Below are 14,403 nucleotides of genomic sequence, written 5' to 3' on the forward strand. Positions count from 1 at the left end.
CCAGAGCCACGCTGGCTCGCTGACCAACTCGACGCCTGCGGGCAGGGTAGGGCCATCGTTGAGCGTCACCCCGTTACGCAGCGCCGTCAGCGCCTCCTCGCCAGGTTCGCCCTCAACCTGAACGTAGTAGATCTTCCCGGTGCGCTTACCCGGCTGCGTCAGCCGCGCCTGCAATGCGCCATCGTTGGTCAGAACCAGCAACCCTTCGCTGTCACGATCGAGACGGCCTGCGGCGTAGACGCCAGCTACGGGGATAAAATCTTTCAACGTGCTGCGGCCGGCCTCGTCGGTAAACTGCGGCAACACATCGTAGGGTTTATTGAACAAAATCACACGTTTTGGGTGGTTTTTGCCGTTACGTTGAGTGGGTTGTTGTGAGCTGAATCGCTTAACCCGGTGATCTGTAAAAGAAGTTTTGCGCATGGTATTTTCAGATGTTAGCAATTGCCGCATTATAGCGGAATAACTTGCGCCTTTCATGCTAGCCGACAATCAGTTAGTATTGACAGGCCCATTACAATTTATTAACAAAACAGCAGAACGAAAACACGCTCGAACTCGAAGGAGAGGTGAATGGAAAGCAAAGTAGTTGTTCCGGCGGAAGGTAGTAAGATCACCCTGCAAGACGGCAAGCTGAACGTGCCTAACAATCCGATCATCCCGTTTATCGAAGGTGATGGTATCGGTGTGGACGTCACGCCGCCGATGATCAAGGTGGTCGATGCCGCCGTGCAAAAGGCCTACAACGGTGAGCGTAAAATTTCCTGGATGGAAATTTATACCGGTGAGAAATCGACCCAGGTGTATGGCCAGGATGTCTGGCTGCCGACTGAGACCCTGGATCTGATCCGTGAGTATCGTGTAGCAATCAAAGGTCCGTTGACGACTCCAGTCGGCGGCGGTATTCGTTCCCTGAACGTTGCCCTGCGCCAGGAGCTTGACCTTTACGTCTGCCTGCGTCCGGTACGTTACTATCAGGGTACGCCAAGCCCGGTTAAACACCCGGAGCTGACCGACATGGTGATCTTCCGTGAAAACTCAGAAGACATCTATGCGGGTATTGAGTGGAAAGCCGACAGCGCTGACGCTGAGAAAGTGATCAAATTCCTGCGCGAAGAGATGGGCGTGAAGAAAATTCGCTTCCCGGAACATTGCGGTATCGGCATCAAGCCGTGCTCGGAAGAGGGTACCAAGCGTCTGGTGCGTGCAGCCATTGAGTATGCGATCACCAACGACCGTGACTCCGTGACCCTGGTGCACAAAGGCAACATCATGAAGTTCACCGAAGGTGCATTCAAAGACTGGGGCTACCAGCTGGCCCAGGAAGAGTTCGGCGGTGAACTGATCGACGGCGGCCCGTGGCAGAAGATCAAAAACCCGAACACCGGCAAAGAGATCATCATTAAAGATGTGATCGCCGATGCGTTCCTGCAGCAGATCCTGCTGCGTCCGGCCGAGTACGACGTTATTGCCTGTATGAACCTGAACGGTGACTATATCTCCGACGCCCTGGCAGCTCAGGTTGGCGGGATCGGTATCGCACCGGGTGCGAACATTGGCGACGAGTGCGCGCTGTTCGAAGCAACCCATGGTACTGCACCGAAATACGCAGGCCAGGACAAGGTCAACCCAGGCTCGATCATCCTCTCCGCTGAGATGATGCTCCGCCACATGGAGTGGTTCGAAGCCGCAGACCTGATCGTTAAAGGCATGGAAGGCGCGATTAACAACAAAACCGTGACCTATGACTTTGAACGTCTGATGGACGGCGCTAAGCTGCTGAAATGTTCAGAGTTTGGTGACGCGATCATCGAAAACATGTAATCCATTTTCTGGATTAGATGACAACGGGAGCCAGTGTGCTCCCGTTTTTTATGGCCGCTAAAATATCTTCCCCAAAACTTTCTCCAAAATGCTTTTACAAAAACCCCTTCTCATGAATTCGTTTTCGCGCTTACAACAACCCAGTCTTTCCGCGCTCATTTTTTTAGACTTATGGCCCAGCAATTTTTGCGTATCTAACCCTTGTTTACGGTAAAGACGTTCCGACAGGGAGCATTGTTCATGAAAAGTCGGCGCATTGTCTTTCTCCCATTTAATTCCGCACTTAACCCTTGCCTTTTTAAAAGTAGAAGTCAGAGAACTAGTAGAAAACCACCCTAGTGTAAAAGGTGTTCAGGCAACAATACGCGATGAGGTTGCTGAAGAAAAGTGTATGTATTGCAATGGAAAAGGTTATGCCCGTCTACCAACTACACTGATAAGTCGCCAGATCAGCATATTGGTACCCACCCTGACCAGTTATCAATGGTACAACGGCTACGTCGACATTATTGATCAGCTTTTGACTAAATGCTGGCAGGAAGAGTCTTTTGCTGAAAACAAGTTGCGGCAAATCACAGCCGAGTAAATACAAAAAGCCACATTCGTGGCTTTCTTTTTTAAATCGCTATGATTCTTTTAAACAAAAGATTCTGTATATCTTGTCTTTTGCTCAAGAATGCATGGGCAGTAACTAAGTTAGCTTCTTCATCATAGGTGTACAAAACTCGATACCCATCGTTAGTTATGCATTCGCGGTATCTTACACACCCTAATTTTTCCAACTCTGGCGAAACGCGGCATCCACATGGAAATACTTCGATTCTACCTTCGAACTCGTCTAACTGCTTATCAGCGAAAGCCTTAGGGTTTGTAATGCTTTCAGCTAAAAACTCGACCACGTCAATGAGAGTAAAACGAAATGATTCTGTATAGTTTACACTCACGGTACTGCTTTTTTGATTGGACATAATGTCCTCCAGATATTAACAAGTTAAATACTTGCCAATAACTGGTCACGTGTATACGTGCGTCCTTCTTTTAGGTCTTTTTCAGAAAGGGTTAAAAGCTTGAGCAAAGCAATAGCTTCGTCGCGCTGTCGTCTCTCTTCATAAGATTCGATTACGTACGCAGGTACACCATTTTGCGTGACCAGTATTGGCTCAGAAAGATCAAGCATCGCGGCATGCTTTTTTAAATAACTAATAGTTTCGACTTTCATAGTCTTTCCTCTATTTTGTAACCTCTATTTACGAAGCATCTCTTTAGAGAGTGTTCTCACTCCGTGTTGACGTTAAGTGGTCAACAAATCATCGGCACCGAAGCCGCTTATCATATAAACCATCAAATTTTAGTACCCGCCCGCTAGCGAGTGTGCTCATTGAGCAAGACTAAATTTAGTCTTTATTTGGTCTTATGTCAACATAACTCTTCAGCTCATACATAGTGAAAAATTTTTAGCCGCTCCTTGCTTGATATTTTCAAATTTTGTTGACATGGTAATCGTAAATGCTTGCTGCTACGTTCTCCAGGTCCACTCTGCTGCGTAAGCTCAACCGTGGCGCTCACAAGGGAGCGTGCGAGGAAATGCGCCGTTGGGTTTACGCTGGTGGTATGCGCTGGAAAGGGTGCAGAACCGGCGCGAGATGGAGCGCAGCTTGTGACTGGCAGAGGGGAAGAATGACCTTTAGCATTCGAACGGTTCTACCGATCGCTCTCGTGGTCATTCTATTTGGTATTGGCTATGACGAGTTAAGATGGATGGCGCTCCCGTTTTTTATGGCCGCTAATAACTCTTCAGCACACCTGGCAACGTGCTTCGCTGGCGAAACCATGCCGCAAAAAAGCCGACAATAATCAAAAACTCGGCAAGATCGCCGCCGTAATACATCCATTGCGCCGCCGCCTGAATCTCCTCCAGGCTGGCCGAGGTGCCCTGCGGATACCCATAGCCGTACATTAGCTTGCCGAGAATCGCGTGCGCGGCGGTAGCTAAGAAAATCACTATCAGCCGGACGTTTCTCGACGGACGATGGGGGGCAGGATCCGGCCCGGCGACGGACCAGGTAAACAGGTAGCCGGAGAGGACAAAATGCAGATGCAGGAACACAAACAGCACGGGATCGCCCATGCTCAACGCGTAAAAGGGCGTGAGGTAGAGCAGATACATCCCGCCGATATCCAGAAACGCAGCGGTAACCGGGTGGATCAAAAAACGTATCGGACGGATGCGGAGAATAGCCATAATGCCGCGCGCCGTACGTGCGGGCACGCTGCGTAGCAACAGCGAACCCGGTGCGCCAAATACCAGCCCGAGAGGTCCAAACATCCCTAAAAACAGGTGCTGCAACATATGGCCGCGCAGATCGTGATGGGCCCAGCTTGCCAGAGGCGGCAGCATGGCGGCCACGATCAACAGGGTTCCGGCGGTAAAGCTGGCGATGCGCCAGCTGCTCCAGCTAGCGGTACGACGTATGCGGATGGCAGCGAAGAGATAAGAGCAGAGCACCACCACAGGAATAATGACCAGAAGAATGAACAGTGCGATTGAAGGTGCGCCTTCTGGATGGTGCATCATCGGCTCCACGGCTTAGCCCCTCGCCGTACGGCGTGCACGACGCCATATCAAATAACCTGCCAGTAACAGCAGCAGGGCGACCCCGTTCCAGATAAGATCGTAGAGCAGAACGTTATCAACGTAACGGATCTGATGCAGCCTGAGCAGCTTATGATCGACAATCCCGTCAAACAGCTGAAAACCGCCCATGCCAAAAACGAATCCCGCCCATGCTGCTGTCCGGTTAAGCGTGCCGCGGCGATGGAGCCTGGCAAACATAAAAAAGCCGAGCACAAATAAGATCAGCTCAGCGGAGTGCAGCAGCCCATCAGAAAGCAGGCTAAAAGCCGGTGTGCCCCAGTCAAAAAAGTGATGCCAGGCGAGGATCTGATGGAACACCACCTCATCAATCGCCGCCATCATACCGATGCCAAGCGGAACGGTGGCGGTTAGGGATCGTTTTAAGTCGGAATGTAGTGGGGGAGTTAAAGGCGGCATTGCGCTCTCCTGAGCAAGATTAAAATTTCACTTAAGAAGCGTAGTTGAAAATCACCTGTTTCGATTTGTGCCTTGAGGCATTAGCTTATATTGATCACGCTCAGCCCTGAATTATTAACGCCATCTAAACTGTCCGCGAATAGAAAAATTAAGCATTTAAAATGAACAAAGTAACATTATTCCCTTATGCTCTTATCTAATTTTGGAAGGCTATGGCCGTAGTTATCACAGATAGCAAATGCATGTTGCTAAATTCAGCGGGGCATTTTTTTGACGTTGAAACCTTTTATGAGTTCGTCCACAACATGCTCAGCCATTTTTTCAACCGCTTCACTACGTGAAGTACCGCTCAGGATTGCCAGGCGATCGATTTTCCTGAGTACTCTCATGCGCAAAGATAAGGATACTGTTGTCTTTTTGTCTTTATCCAAAACAACTCTGCCAACGGTAGCGCTGGTTTTAAGCTCAGCATGTGAAACCAGTGCTTCGTTCATCCGGCGTAGCGTTTTTTTATCCAGTTGCCCGGGGTTGATAAGCTGGTAGGAATGGCCTGCCTTGCTGTATTTAATCTCCGCTGAATATGACTCGCGAAGCTCTTTCAGAGCCCTTGTTAACGTTGGCTCAGAACAATCCAGACTGTTAATGATGTCAGCGGCGGATACGGGTTTGCCGGTACCCAGTAAGTTGGCAAGAGTAAAGATCCGGGCCTGTCTGGTGTTTAATTGCATCGTAAATTCTAGCCTGTTTTCAAGGTAAGTGGTTCAATGGGCTGAAAAATGAAAGTACTGCTCATCTTTCGTATAATCAGGTGATCGCCTAATGCTTCAACCGGATCAACCTCTTCAATCCCAGCAAAATTTATGGATGCCATCTGTCTGCGGCTGCATTTGCACGAAAGAATATACTCATCTTCGAGGTATCCAGTACGCTTACTGATCCGCTGGGTAAAACCAGAGATGATCACATTCTCAAAGGGCAGCGTATGTAAAATAATACCAGCCAGGCGAAACAGGCAACCGTGGATGTGACGGGCATAATTCTCTCGCTGGGTCTTTTGTGTCATTGATTTTTCAGTCAGTTCTGTCCCTCGAGCATTCATGCTGAAAATTTTATCAGGCATATCCTCAATCTCAGCTAAATCAACATCCAGTAAGACCGTAGATTGCTCTGGTTTCACTTCGAAAGTGACTAATGTCTCACGTGGCCATTCTGTTTCGGTAAGTACGCCAGCCAGATATGACTCAAAAAATGCCGTGTCAGTGCAAAACTGATGCTGGGCGTCTGATTCAGCCGTTGCAAGCCTGGCCTCATGCTTTTCGGCATCAAATTTCCAGTGAGCATATTGCTCTGCCCATGTTGTTCGCTGTTGCAGGTATCGGTGCTGGCGGAGCATATTTTCACGCTCAATGTCGGCCACTTCCTGCTGCCAACGCTGAAGGTTTTCAGCATGACGCTCAGATTTTGCTGATTCCGACTCAAACCATTTCCCCAAAAAACTGACACCATCACTGTCTCCGGGTTGTTCCGGTAGTAGCAGATATTCTGGTTTTTCTGGCCGCTCAGGTGCCGGAACATTAAACGGCACCATTCTGCTTTGCAGGTAAGCTATTTCCAGCTCTGACCAGCTCACACCTGTCCGTGGGTCTGGCGTCAGTTCGTGTATATTCCTGATTGCTGTTACCGCAGACATGAGTTCGGCCGCTTGCTGCTCAAGGCTCTGCCTGAGTGCCGGATTGCTGGCCGTTCGGTTACCACCACGAGAGCGAGCAGCATGGTCGAGGCGGGTACGATAACTCAGTCCCGTTCCCGGTAACCCCAGATTTGCAAATGTGCCCCGGCTACCAAACGAAACGGATGCCCCTCGGGGGCCAATATTCAGACTGGGAGAGCCATTACTCAGGTTGAGACGAACACCAGGTATAATATTGATCGACTTACGGAACCTGAATCCCATTATGATTTCCTTATTTATGTTGTGTCACGGGTAGTAATCTGATTGCCTCATCGCTTTGTTCACTATGCAATCCATACACGCGGGCCCGCTCAAGAATCCCCACAGCCCAGCGGCGGTGGGTTGCGGGTTCACACATTGCTCCCTGCGATTTGAACACGGCTTGTGTTGAATTAAGAATACGCAGGGCGTCTGAATGCTCTCCCTGGGTGACCATGAGAGCCTGTTCGATAACGTCTAGCTGACGAGGATGGATAGCTGTTTTACCCACCAGCCCGTGAGCAATATCGAGAGACAACTCCCTCGCCATCACAGCTGGGTCATCAATATGCTCACATACAGGTGCCGTGAGGGCAAAATCACGTGGACTGAATACTGACACCAGCATTTTGATCACGTATCCCATCGGGCCGTCATAGAGCGTCAGGTTACGGGGGCGACGCAGGGATACTACATTCATTAGGTCGTTTCCACCGATTCGCAAGGCTATGATACGGTCGTGACCGGGGTGGGTTTCCAGTCGGGTGGCCAGCTCACGCATCTGAAGTACGTCAAAAACATCTTCTGTTTCGAGGGTTGGCATCAGGCAAAGATGTGTACATGCCATGAAACTCCACCAGACAGGTAACGAGCCGAGAGTAAACTTCGGAAGTACAAACCCGTCAACCGCAGCCAGATCAAGGTGTTCAGTCAACCATTTTCCCATTTCTGTATGCCGTGGGCGAATAAAAACCAGCGGCCAGTCGTTTTTGGTACTGGTAGGTTTGGCCTCATTTAATTCCTGCAATAGATGTTTAAGATTTGCCAAGGCAGCGGGAACATCCGCATCGCTGACTGCATCTTCAAGGCAAATGACAAGTGAACGCAGGCCCGGGATCTTACGATGTATCACCGCATCGGCGATATCCTCCCGTGTCGCTGGCATATAAAGCGTAGCCCCCAGATTCCAGGGGGAAAGGCGGTTATTCATCAGAGCACCTTTTTGATAATTGTGACGGCCCGGTACTGGCCGAGGATGCTACCCATCTCAGTGACAGTAATCCCTTTTTCTCGAGCAAGCCCAACGAGAAGAGCAACGTCAGGATCGTCATTGGAGCGAACAAATACATGATCCGGAACACGACGTAGTACGGCCCGGGTTGCCTCAGCAATGCCTGGTTTGATCCGGTTAATACTGTCGACTGCGAATGTCCCAGCCAAATGAGCAATTACTTTGCGGCTTTTTTGCCATAAAACTTCAGCGGACTCCTGATCCCAGTTCAGCTGGCTGAGTGAAGAGGGGGCCAGCTTAGTCCGAAAATGAGATACGGTATCCACCAGCATCCGGCTGCATTCATACTCGCTGAGATGGTCACAAACGACGCAGCCATGAAGGCCTTCTGCTGACCAGACAGAACGGGAAATGAGCCCGGACACGGGTGCGCCCATAATGCCGAACGGGATCAACCAGTCGTCGTCACTGGCCGCCAGCCAGGAACACCCACAGGGGTCGGCCAATACAACGAGGCGGGGCTGTTCCGGGTACCCTTCACGGTCTTTCAGTGACCGTACCAGCTCCTCTGTAATTGCACCTTTACCTGTCCAACCGTCAACAAACACTATTCCCCTTGTGCCATGACGTTTCTCAATTATTTCCAGTGCCGCAGAGTCTATCCCCCGGTCACGGATGATACTAATGCCGTAGTGGAAAGATGTTTTATCCATATCACGCAGGGCCTGATGCAGCATAACCCCCAGTGGGACACCCGCCCTGACGAGACTGACTAAAATCACGGGTTCGTTAACGAAACGATCAACCAGGGCGATGGCTATTTGTGTGACTTCTTTTGCCAGCCTTTCCGCTCCACCATCAAGGGCCCGGGCAAATAAATCCAGATGCCACTGTGTAGGTGCTGGCTCCTGGCTGAGCATTTCGGAGTAATGCTTTTTACCTGACTGGATCAGCTCTTCTTTGCGCTCCACGGAGGTCATTTCCATTTCGACAGGTTTCAGCAAAAACTCCACGTCGCCAGGCAAGTAAGAGCCTGAGAATGTGTTAAGTGGCTGCATCTTATTTTTCTCCAAAAACACGCTGTGAAATGGCATCTGCGAACTGGCTCTGGCGAGGAATACCAAACCAGCTGCACAGCTTCATAAACCGGTGATCGCTGAGACTGTCACCGAGGCCAATCACTGGAAAAATGCCACGCTCAGACCGGAGTTTGTCGAGCAGCCAGCTGACGGCAAGCCCCTTTTCAACCGGCACAGGAAGCCAGGCGACGTTATTGCCGTTGCGGTGAATGTAAAATCCTTCGGTAGAAAATACGTTCTCTATTTCGTCAGCGATAGCGTTGAGCTCATCAAGGCGGGTACTGTCCCGGTGTTTCATCACCATATAGACAGGGGTATCGCCATACTCATAATTCAGCCTTACCCACGCATTTATGCCTTTCGCTTCCATCATCTCAGTGATGATGCGCTGCATCGAGACCAGCCTTTCCGTGAAGGGGGCGAGATTAAGGAGCATATGCGCCTGCCACTCCTCGTCAGGTTTCCCTTCAGGAGTCAGAATAACGGCCCCGTGGGTTGTAACCGCCCATGATCGAAACGGGATCTGAACGCGACTGATTTCTTCCGTTCCCCTGGCGGTTACCGGGATGAGCTCCGCCTGATCCAGAAGCCAGTCAACCAGCATTGACTGCTCTTCTGTCATAAAGCTGCGGGGGGCCAGACTACGGTCGAGGGCACCGGTCCGGAAAGGCTCCAGCGCCAGTTCATCCACCATTTTTCGGCGGGTCTGGAAAAGCGTGTCGTCGAGATCGCTAAGGATGACAGGTTTATTCATAGTTAATAATCTCCACAACGGGGGCTACATCAGCCAGTGCTTTAAGTAACTGACTATCTACACTGTTGACAGGCGTCTCTATACACAACAGCACGCGATCAAACTGCTGGTGGGCCACGTTATAAACGAAGTGAGGAATGCCCAGCCCATAGTTGTCTGTAAAGGAGATGGCTGATTCAATGGCATACCCCAGCGCAATAGGTGATCGGGTCGTCGAGCTGTAAAATACCCGGGCACCTTCAGCTTCCAGGCGCTCAGCCAGCAGGAACGGCTCCCAGACAAATTCTCCGGTTCCCAAGACCAGCACACGCTCGCCATTTGATACTGAGATGCCCTGACCCAAATCCCCGGCGGGTGCAGTCATACCCAGACGCCCCCAGGACTGTTTTCCCGTTATTTCCCAGGCTCCCCGGGAGGTCACATTGACTGCTGGCATTACTGGCACTGGCGCATTTGGAAGTGGAATCCAGTCCCATTGGCCACTCACAAGCGAAACCGAGGTGACGGGAAGTGGACATCGCTCTGATAATGCATCCCGGCTCCAGTCGGTGAGCGTCACTGCGAAGACCTGTTCCAGACACGCAAGCCTGCCCGTACTACGCAGAGCAGAGAACAGGTTAATAAACGTATTGCCGGTTGTTGCTTCATCATCAATCAACACGAGAGTCCGCGCACCGGTAACAAAACGACGCATCTCTGGGTCATCCGGCAGGTAGATCAAGTGATCGGTTGCATGGCTGTGCTCTTCCTTAAATTCACACAACAGATCGCCGTCTACAGGATGACGGGTGGAGGTCAGGTAAATGGTTTCACTATACTGGTGTCTGAGTTCATCAAATACACCAGCGCCAAGCCCGACAGCTGTTTCGGCCAGGCCAATAAACAAAACTGGCCCTGGAAGTGAGATGGCAAACTGACTGGCAAGCTGCTTATAGACACGCCGCATTACCGACGGCGACACCGGAATGTGCCGACCAAGCACCTTACTGACAAAGAGAAAAGCCCGTTTAGGATTACGTCTCTCGGCAATATCAAACAAATCATCGAATGCAGTTTCACCCTGATCACGAGTGACCTGAATTGTGCCGCTGGAGAGTGTACGATGATAAATAGTATCTTCGTTGAGCAAAGACATAATTTAGCCTTAATTCAGTTTGTTAGTAAGCTGTTCCGGGTACACGATCACATCTGTAACGGATCTCACAGCAACCGGAGAAAAGGATGTCCGAGCGTTCCCGATAACGTCAATTTTTTGCATCAGGCCGAGCTTATAAGCAGCAAACAACCCGGGTAGGTTGACACCGCTATGCAGGGTGTAACCAATCCCGCCCGACGGACGCATGTTTGTCTCAAGGAGAAGAGGCTTACCTGTATGATCGTTGCGTGTCTGGACGTTGACCAGCCCGTCTGCTTTCATGGTCCGGGCGCAGGCACATGCCAGTTCGAAGGCCTCACCTTCATTTACGAGATACTGAATGGCACCTTCTTTACGACGCCCTACTGCTGCGAGAATTTCGCCTTTGTCGGCAAGAATATCGACTGAAAATTCCGGGCCTGGCAGATAAGGCATCAAAACAAGGGGCTTAAACGACTCAGCCTTTGATGCGGCTGCAATATACTGTTGCGGGTTGACGGTGCGGCTTTCTGGATAGTTGAAAATGTCCATAGATGATGCAGTGTCATCAAAGCGCCAGAAACCCATGCCATAAATACCCGTTATCGGTTTTACACAGACCGGGCTGTCACTGAAAGGTGGTGAGGCAAGATGCGATTTAAGCTCATTAAGCGTGTTTACCCGCCAGGATGGCACAACCGGGAGGCTATTTTGTTCCATGAACTTTGCAAAAGTGACTTTTTCTTCAGATAACGTGAGCCAGTCTGTTCCTGTCGCTCCGGTCGTTAAAGTGGCGCCGGACGCCTCAATTGCTGCACGGTTTTCTTCGAACCAGGGACTGTTTCGGCCCGTATGGATACTGTTAATACCATACTGAGCTACCGTTTCCAGAATAAACTGGAGGCGATTATCAGAATCCTTTGGCTCGAGCAGCGAGCAATCAGCAACAGATAAAATTTCATTACGTTCATTTCGGTGGGATGCAAAAACCGTAATATAAAAGTTCTGTTTGTCTGCGAACGTCTTTACTCCCTGAATAATATCTCTCTGGGATGATAAACCTTCCATAAGCCAAATTTTTCTGTTCATATTTTTCTAATTACCCGGGAAGTTATGTTGACTAGCGCCTTTGATGTGAGTCTATGAATGTCATAAAGACATGTCAATCATAATATGATTTATAATATTTAGTGGGCGTCATAAACTATAGCTCGAAGAAATATTTCTTAACTATTATATTTCAATGAGATACATAAATTTGATGAATGCTTGATAAGTAAATAAATGTAAACCATTTCCATACCTACCAAAATTTGTCTTGTCAGAGAAGTTCATCATGATATGATTTTCTTAGTAAGCAAAAAAACATACCTTTGATTGTCTCTGTCATTACCATTTAAGGAATAAAGTATGGTTTCATTAAGTAAGAACCAGACGGTATCTCTCAGCAAGCAATCTCCTGTATTAAGTCAGCTAGAGTTTGGCCTGGGCTGGGATCCGATAAAGAAGAAAGGCTTTTTCGGTGGGTTGTTAGGTGGCAGTGATTCTATTGATCTCGACGCTGGTTGTGTATTAATGGACAGCGCCGGTAATAAAATTGACACAATCTGGTTCCGCAAACTTAAATCAAGCTGTGGCTCTGTTATTCACACCGGCGATAATCTCACGGGTGAAGGCGATGGCGATGATGAAGTGATCAAAGTTAATCTGAGCAAGCTGCCATCCAGCGTGGAATACCTGGCCTTCACGGTTAACAGTTTCCGTGGTCAGAGTTTCAATGATGTTGATAACGCGTTCTGTCGTGTGGTCGATCAGTCTAAAAAAGAGCTGGCTCGCTTCAAACTCACTGAGCAGGGTTCCCATACAGGGATTGTCATCGCATCCCTGAGCCGCAACAGCGGTAACTGGGATTTCACTGCTCATGGTCATGCCTGCCGTGGCCGTACGATTGACGATATGCACTCAGATATCGTTACAACGGTGGTTCGCTGATGAACCTGATGCCGGGGGGCAATGCCCCCGTCCCAGCGCAAGAACTCCGGGTACGGGTTACTGCCGGTGGCCCAGTTGACGCCTCTGCATTCCGTCTCTTTGCAGACGGTAAAGTACAGGGTGACGCGGATATGGTGTTTTACGGCCAGCCACGTAACGATGACGGTACCATTGGACTAGCGAGTGAAGGGCAATATTCTACATTCACTGTTTCACTTAACCGGCTAAAAGCAGATGTACAAAAAATTGCCTTTACTGTCACATGTGATGGTGGCCAGACAGTATCCGGGCTGCGCAATTTATCTATTGAGGTAGAGCAGGGCGCAACTGGCCTTGTTACCGGCATTGTTGATCTTACTGGCCGGCAGGAAGCTGCCCTTATCCTGGGCGAGTTCTATCGCCGCAATAATGAATGGAAATTCCGCTTCGTTGCTCAGGGTTTTAACGGTGGTCTTAAACCGCTTGCAGAGCACTTCGGCGTGAATATTGCTGACGAGCCGGTACCGGTTACACCGCCTCCTTCTTCACCTCCAGTTACTCCCCCACCAGCTGCAAACAAAATTAGCCTGAGTAAGGTTTCCCTGACCAAAGAGAAGCCCGCTATCAGCCTGACCAAACGGGATAACTTTGGTGAAATCCGGATTAATCTAAACTGGCATCGTGGTAACAGCAAAACAGGGCTGGCTGGTATGTTTGGTTCTAAAGGCATCGACCTGGATCTGGGGGCTTTTGTTGAGCTTCAGGATGGATACAAGTCGGTCATTCAGGCTCTGGGTAATGCCTTTGGTAATTACCGCGATGAACCCTATGTCCAGCTCCAAGGTGATGACCGCACCGGTGAGGTATCAGACGGCGAGTGGCTGCACATTAATGGCCGGGAATGGAAGCACATCCGTGAAGTGCTTATTTATGCCTTTATCTATGAAGGCGTACCGAGCTGGGATAAGACGGATGGTGTCGTCACTATTCACGTACCTGATCAGCCGCCTATTGAGACACGTCTGACTGAAGGTGAAAACCGTCGCACACTCTGCGCTATTGCCAGACTCGTAAACGAAAATGGTGCCATTAAGGTGGAGCGTATCAACCAGTACTTTAAAGGTCAGAATGACATGGACCGGGCTTTTGGCTGGGGATTTCGCTGGAGCGCTGGTTCTAAATAATATCGCAACAAAGGATCAAGGTATGAGCTTTTTTAACAAAGTAAAAGGCGCCATTAATTCCGGGCGTGACGAACTGACCCGCCAGGTGGGCCGCTTCAAAAACAAAAAATTTATGCAGGGTACTGTCGCTGTCTGCGCCCGCATTGCTGTATCCAGCGACGGTGTCAGTTCAGAAGAAAAACAGAAAATGATGGGCTTTCTGCGCTCTTCTGAAGAGCTGAAGGTTTTCGATACCAATGAGGTTATCGAATTTTTCAACAAGCTGGTTTCAAGTTTTGATTTCGATGTTGAGATCGGCAAAGGCGAAACCATGAAGTACATCTTGGCACTGAAGGATCAGCCCGAAGCTGCCCAACTGGCTTTGCGGGTTGGTATTGCCGTTGCAAAAAGCGACGGTAACTTCGACCAGGATGAGAAACTTGCCGCCCGCGAAATTGCTATCGCGTTGGGCTTTGACCCGGCCGAATTTGGTCTCTGATCTGC

Annotated in this window: 18 protein-coding genes and 1 pseudogene; 6 read left to right on the forward strand and 13 right to left on the reverse strand. The window is 49.7% G+C overall.

Annotation, left to right across the window (positions count from 1 at the left end; genetic code table 11):
- On the reverse strand, positions 1 to 453 hold a 453-nt coding region (locus RTP97_RS00740), incomplete at its 3' end, for a pseudouridine synthase (RefSeq protein WP_312409927.1).
- A 120-nt stretch (positions 454 to 573) separates the two neighbouring features.
- On the opposite strand from RTP97_RS00740, the gene icd reads away from it, so the two are divergent.
- Positions 574 to 1,824, forward strand: coding sequence for an NADP-dependent isocitrate dehydrogenase (icd, locus tag RTP97_RS00745; RefSeq protein ID WP_144812267.1), 1,251 nt, complete (start codon positions 574 to 576; stop codon positions 1,822 to 1,824).
- 110 nt (positions 1,825 to 1,934) lie between these two features.
- On the opposite strand, the pseudogene RTP97_RS00750 reads toward icd, so the two are convergent.
- A pseudogene (locus RTP97_RS00750) lies at positions 1,935 to 2,151 on the reverse strand (integrase); the annotation flags it as partial.
- Positions 2,152 to 2,215: 64 nt separating this feature from the next.
- Between RTP97_RS00750 and RTP97_RS00755 the strand changes: the two are divergent.
- Positions 2,216 to 2,410, forward strand: coding sequence for an antitermination protein (locus RTP97_RS00755; RefSeq protein ID WP_312410087.1), 195 nt, complete (start codon positions 2,216 to 2,218; stop codon positions 2,408 to 2,410).
- A 31-nt stretch (positions 2,411 to 2,441) separates the two neighbouring features.
- Here the strand turns inward: RTP97_RS00755 and RTP97_RS00760 are convergent, their stop codons facing one another.
- Together RTP97_RS00760 and RTP97_RS00765 are read right to left on the reverse strand one after the other, a co-directional pair.
- Positions 2,442 to 2,792 (reverse strand): addiction module toxin RelE, encoded by a 351-nt coding sequence (locus RTP97_RS00760; RefSeq protein WP_312409928.1) that lies wholly within the window; start codon positions 2,790 to 2,792, stop codon positions 2,442 to 2,444.
- A gap of 23 nt (positions 2,793 to 2,815) precedes the next feature.
- Positions 2,816 to 3,043 carry a type II toxin-antitoxin system Phd/YefM family antitoxin gene (locus tag RTP97_RS00765; protein ID WP_312409929.1) on the reverse strand — a complete coding sequence of 76 codons (228 nt, stop codon included), beginning with the start codon at positions 3,041 to 3,043 and terminating at the stop codon, positions 2,816 to 2,818.
- Between the two features lie 287 nt (positions 3,044 to 3,330).
- Between RTP97_RS00765 and RTP97_RS21400 the strand changes: the two genes are divergently transcribed.
- A complete protein-coding gene (locus RTP97_RS21400) occupies positions 3,331 to 3,678 on the forward strand; it encodes a glycoside hydrolase family protein (RefSeq protein ID WP_409455918.1) in 348 nt (115 codons plus the stop codon).
- Here the strand turns inward: RTP97_RS21400 and RTP97_RS00775 are convergent.
- The 9 genes from RTP97_RS00775 to RTP97_RS00815 form a co-directional block, all read right to left on the reverse strand.
- Positions 3,608 to 4,396 (reverse strand): cytochrome c oxidase assembly protein, encoded by a 789-nt coding sequence (locus RTP97_RS00775; protein WP_312409932.1) that lies wholly within the window; start codon positions 4,394 to 4,396, stop codon positions 3,608 to 3,610. The two genes, RTP97_RS21400 and RTP97_RS00775, sit on opposite strands and share 71 nt — an antisense overlap.
- A gap of 15 nt (positions 4,397 to 4,411) precedes the next feature.
- Positions 4,412 to 4,876, reverse strand: a complete 465-nt coding sequence (locus RTP97_RS00780; RefSeq protein WP_312409935.1) for a DUF2243 domain-containing protein — start codon at positions 4,874 to 4,876, stop codon at positions 4,412 to 4,414.
- A gap of 254 nt (positions 4,877 to 5,130) precedes the next feature.
- Complete coding sequence (locus tag RTP97_RS00785; RefSeq protein WP_312409937.1) at positions 5,131 to 5,604, reverse strand: tellurium resistance protein TerW; 474 nt, start codon at positions 5,602 to 5,604, stop codon at positions 5,131 to 5,133.
- An 8-nt stretch (positions 5,605 to 5,612) separates the two neighbouring features.
- Complete coding sequence (locus tag RTP97_RS00790; protein ID WP_312409939.1) at positions 5,613 to 6,830, reverse strand: DUF4236 domain-containing protein; 1,218 nt, start codon at positions 6,828 to 6,830, stop codon at positions 5,613 to 5,615.
- 10 nt (positions 6,831 to 6,840) lie between these two features.
- A complete protein-coding gene (locus RTP97_RS00795) occupies positions 6,841 to 7,797 on the reverse strand; it encodes an HpcH/HpaI aldolase/citrate lyase family protein (protein WP_312409940.1) in 957 nt (318 codons plus the stop codon).
- Entirely contained in the window at positions 7,797 to 8,876 is a 1,080-nt protein-coding gene (locus tag RTP97_RS00800) for a cysteine protease StiP family protein (RefSeq protein ID WP_312409943.1), read from the reverse strand. Before RTP97_RS00800 ends, RTP97_RS00795 begins: the two co-directional genes overlap by 1 nt.
- Position 8,877: 1 nt before the next feature.
- Positions 8,878 to 9,651 (reverse strand): hypothetical protein, encoded by a 774-nt coding sequence (locus tag RTP97_RS00805; protein ID WP_312409946.1) that lies wholly within the window; start codon positions 9,649 to 9,651, stop codon positions 8,878 to 8,880.
- Positions 9,644 to 10,786: a phosphoribosyltransferase domain-containing protein gene (locus RTP97_RS00810; RefSeq protein ID WP_312409949.1), complete on the reverse strand. Its 1,143-nt coding sequence runs from the start codon at positions 10,784 to 10,786 to the stop codon at positions 9,644 to 9,646. The genes RTP97_RS00805 and RTP97_RS00810 overlap by 8 nt, the downstream gene beginning before the upstream one ends.
- A gap of 9 nt (positions 10,787 to 10,795) precedes the next feature.
- Entirely contained in the window at positions 10,796 to 11,854 is a 1,059-nt protein-coding gene (locus tag RTP97_RS00815) for an ATP-grasp domain-containing protein (RefSeq protein WP_312409952.1), read from the reverse strand.
- A gap of 321 nt (positions 11,855 to 12,175) precedes the next feature.
- Between RTP97_RS00815 and RTP97_RS00820 the strand changes: the two genes are divergently transcribed.
- From RTP97_RS00820 to RTP97_RS00830, 3 genes are read left to right on the forward strand one after another with little or no spacing between them, the layout of a single operon-like run.
- Positions 12,176 to 12,757, forward strand: a complete 582-nt coding sequence (locus RTP97_RS00820; protein ID WP_312409954.1) for a TerD family protein — start codon at positions 12,176 to 12,178, stop codon at positions 12,755 to 12,757.
- Positions 12,757 to 13,920, forward strand: a complete 1,164-nt coding sequence (locus RTP97_RS00825) for a TerD family protein (RefSeq protein ID WP_312409957.1) — start codon at positions 12,757 to 12,759, stop codon at positions 13,918 to 13,920. Before RTP97_RS00820 ends, RTP97_RS00825 begins: the two co-directional genes overlap by 1 nt.
- A gap of 22 nt (positions 13,921 to 13,942) precedes the next feature.
- Positions 13,943 to 14,398, forward strand: coding sequence for a tellurite resistance TerB family protein (locus RTP97_RS00830; RefSeq protein WP_312176008.1), 456 nt, complete (start codon positions 13,943 to 13,945; stop codon positions 14,396 to 14,398).
- The last annotated feature ends 5 nt before the right edge of the window (positions 14,399 to 14,403 follow it).

This window comes from Pseudescherichia sp. (assembly GCF_031998825.1).
Classification (GTDB): Bacteria; Pseudomonadota; Gammaproteobacteria; order Enterobacterales; family Enterobacteriaceae; genus Pseudescherichia.

Bases quoted from the DNA above. Each gene is read 5' to 3' on its own strand.
- RTP97_RS00815 (WP_312409952.1), bottom strand. From the start codon at position 11,854: ATGAACAGAAAAATTTGGCTTATGGAAGGTTTATCATCCCAGAGAGAT.
- RTP97_RS00800 (WP_312409943.1), bottom strand. From the start codon at position 8,876: ATGCAGCCACTTAACACATTCTCAGGCTCTTACTTGCCTGGCGACGTG.
- RTP97_RS00795 (WP_312409940.1), bottom strand. From the start codon at position 7,797: ATGAATAACCGCCTTTCCCCCTGGAATCTGGGGGCTACGCTTTATATG.
- RTP97_RS00755 (WP_312410087.1), top strand. From the start codon at position 2,216: ATGTATTGCAATGGAAAAGGTTATGCCCGTCTACCAACTACACTGATA.
- RTP97_RS00765 (WP_312409929.1), bottom strand. From the start codon at position 3,043: ATGAAAGTCGAAACTATTAGTTATTTAAAAAAGCATGCCGCGATGCTT.
- RTP97_RS00790 (WP_312409939.1), bottom strand. From the start codon at position 6,830: ATGGGATTCAGGTTCCGTAAGTCGATCAATATTATACCTGGTGTTCGT.
- RTP97_RS00820 (WP_312409954.1), top strand. From the start codon at position 12,176: ATGGTTTCATTAAGTAAGAACCAGACGGTATCTCTCAGCAAGCAATCT.
- RTP97_RS00805 (WP_312409946.1), bottom strand. From the start codon at position 9,651: ATGAATAAACCTGTCATCCTTAGCGATCTCGACGACACGCTTTTCCAG.
- RTP97_RS00830 (WP_312176008.1), top strand. From the start codon at position 13,943: ATGAGCTTTTTTAACAAAGTAAAAGGCGCCATTAATTCCGGGCGTGAC.
- RTP97_RS00825 (WP_312409957.1), top strand. From the start codon at position 12,757: ATGAACCTGATGCCGGGGGGCAATGCCCCCGTCCCAGCGCAAGAACTC.
- RTP97_RS00775 (WP_312409932.1), bottom strand. From the start codon at position 4,396: ATGCACCATCCAGAAGGCGCACCTTCAATCGCACTGTTCATTCTTCTG.
- icd (WP_144812267.1), top strand. From the start codon at position 574: ATGGAAAGCAAAGTAGTTGTTCCGGCGGAAGGTAGTAAGATCACCCTG.
- RTP97_RS00780 (WP_312409935.1), bottom strand. From the start codon at position 4,876: ATGCCGCCTTTAACTCCCCCACTACATTCCGACTTAAAACGATCCCTA.
- RTP97_RS21400 (WP_409455918.1), top strand. From the start codon at position 3,331: ATGCTTGCTGCTACGTTCTCCAGGTCCACTCTGCTGCGTAAGCTCAAC.
- RTP97_RS00760 (WP_312409928.1), bottom strand. From the start codon at position 2,792: ATGTCCAATCAAAAAAGCAGTACCGTGAGTGTAAACTATACAGAATCA.
- RTP97_RS00810 (WP_312409949.1), bottom strand. From the start codon at position 10,786: ATGTCTTTGCTCAACGAAGATACTATTTATCATCGTACACTCTCCAGC.
- RTP97_RS00785 (WP_312409937.1), bottom strand. From the start codon at position 5,604: ATGCAATTAAACACCAGACAGGCCCGGATCTTTACTCTTGCCAACTTA.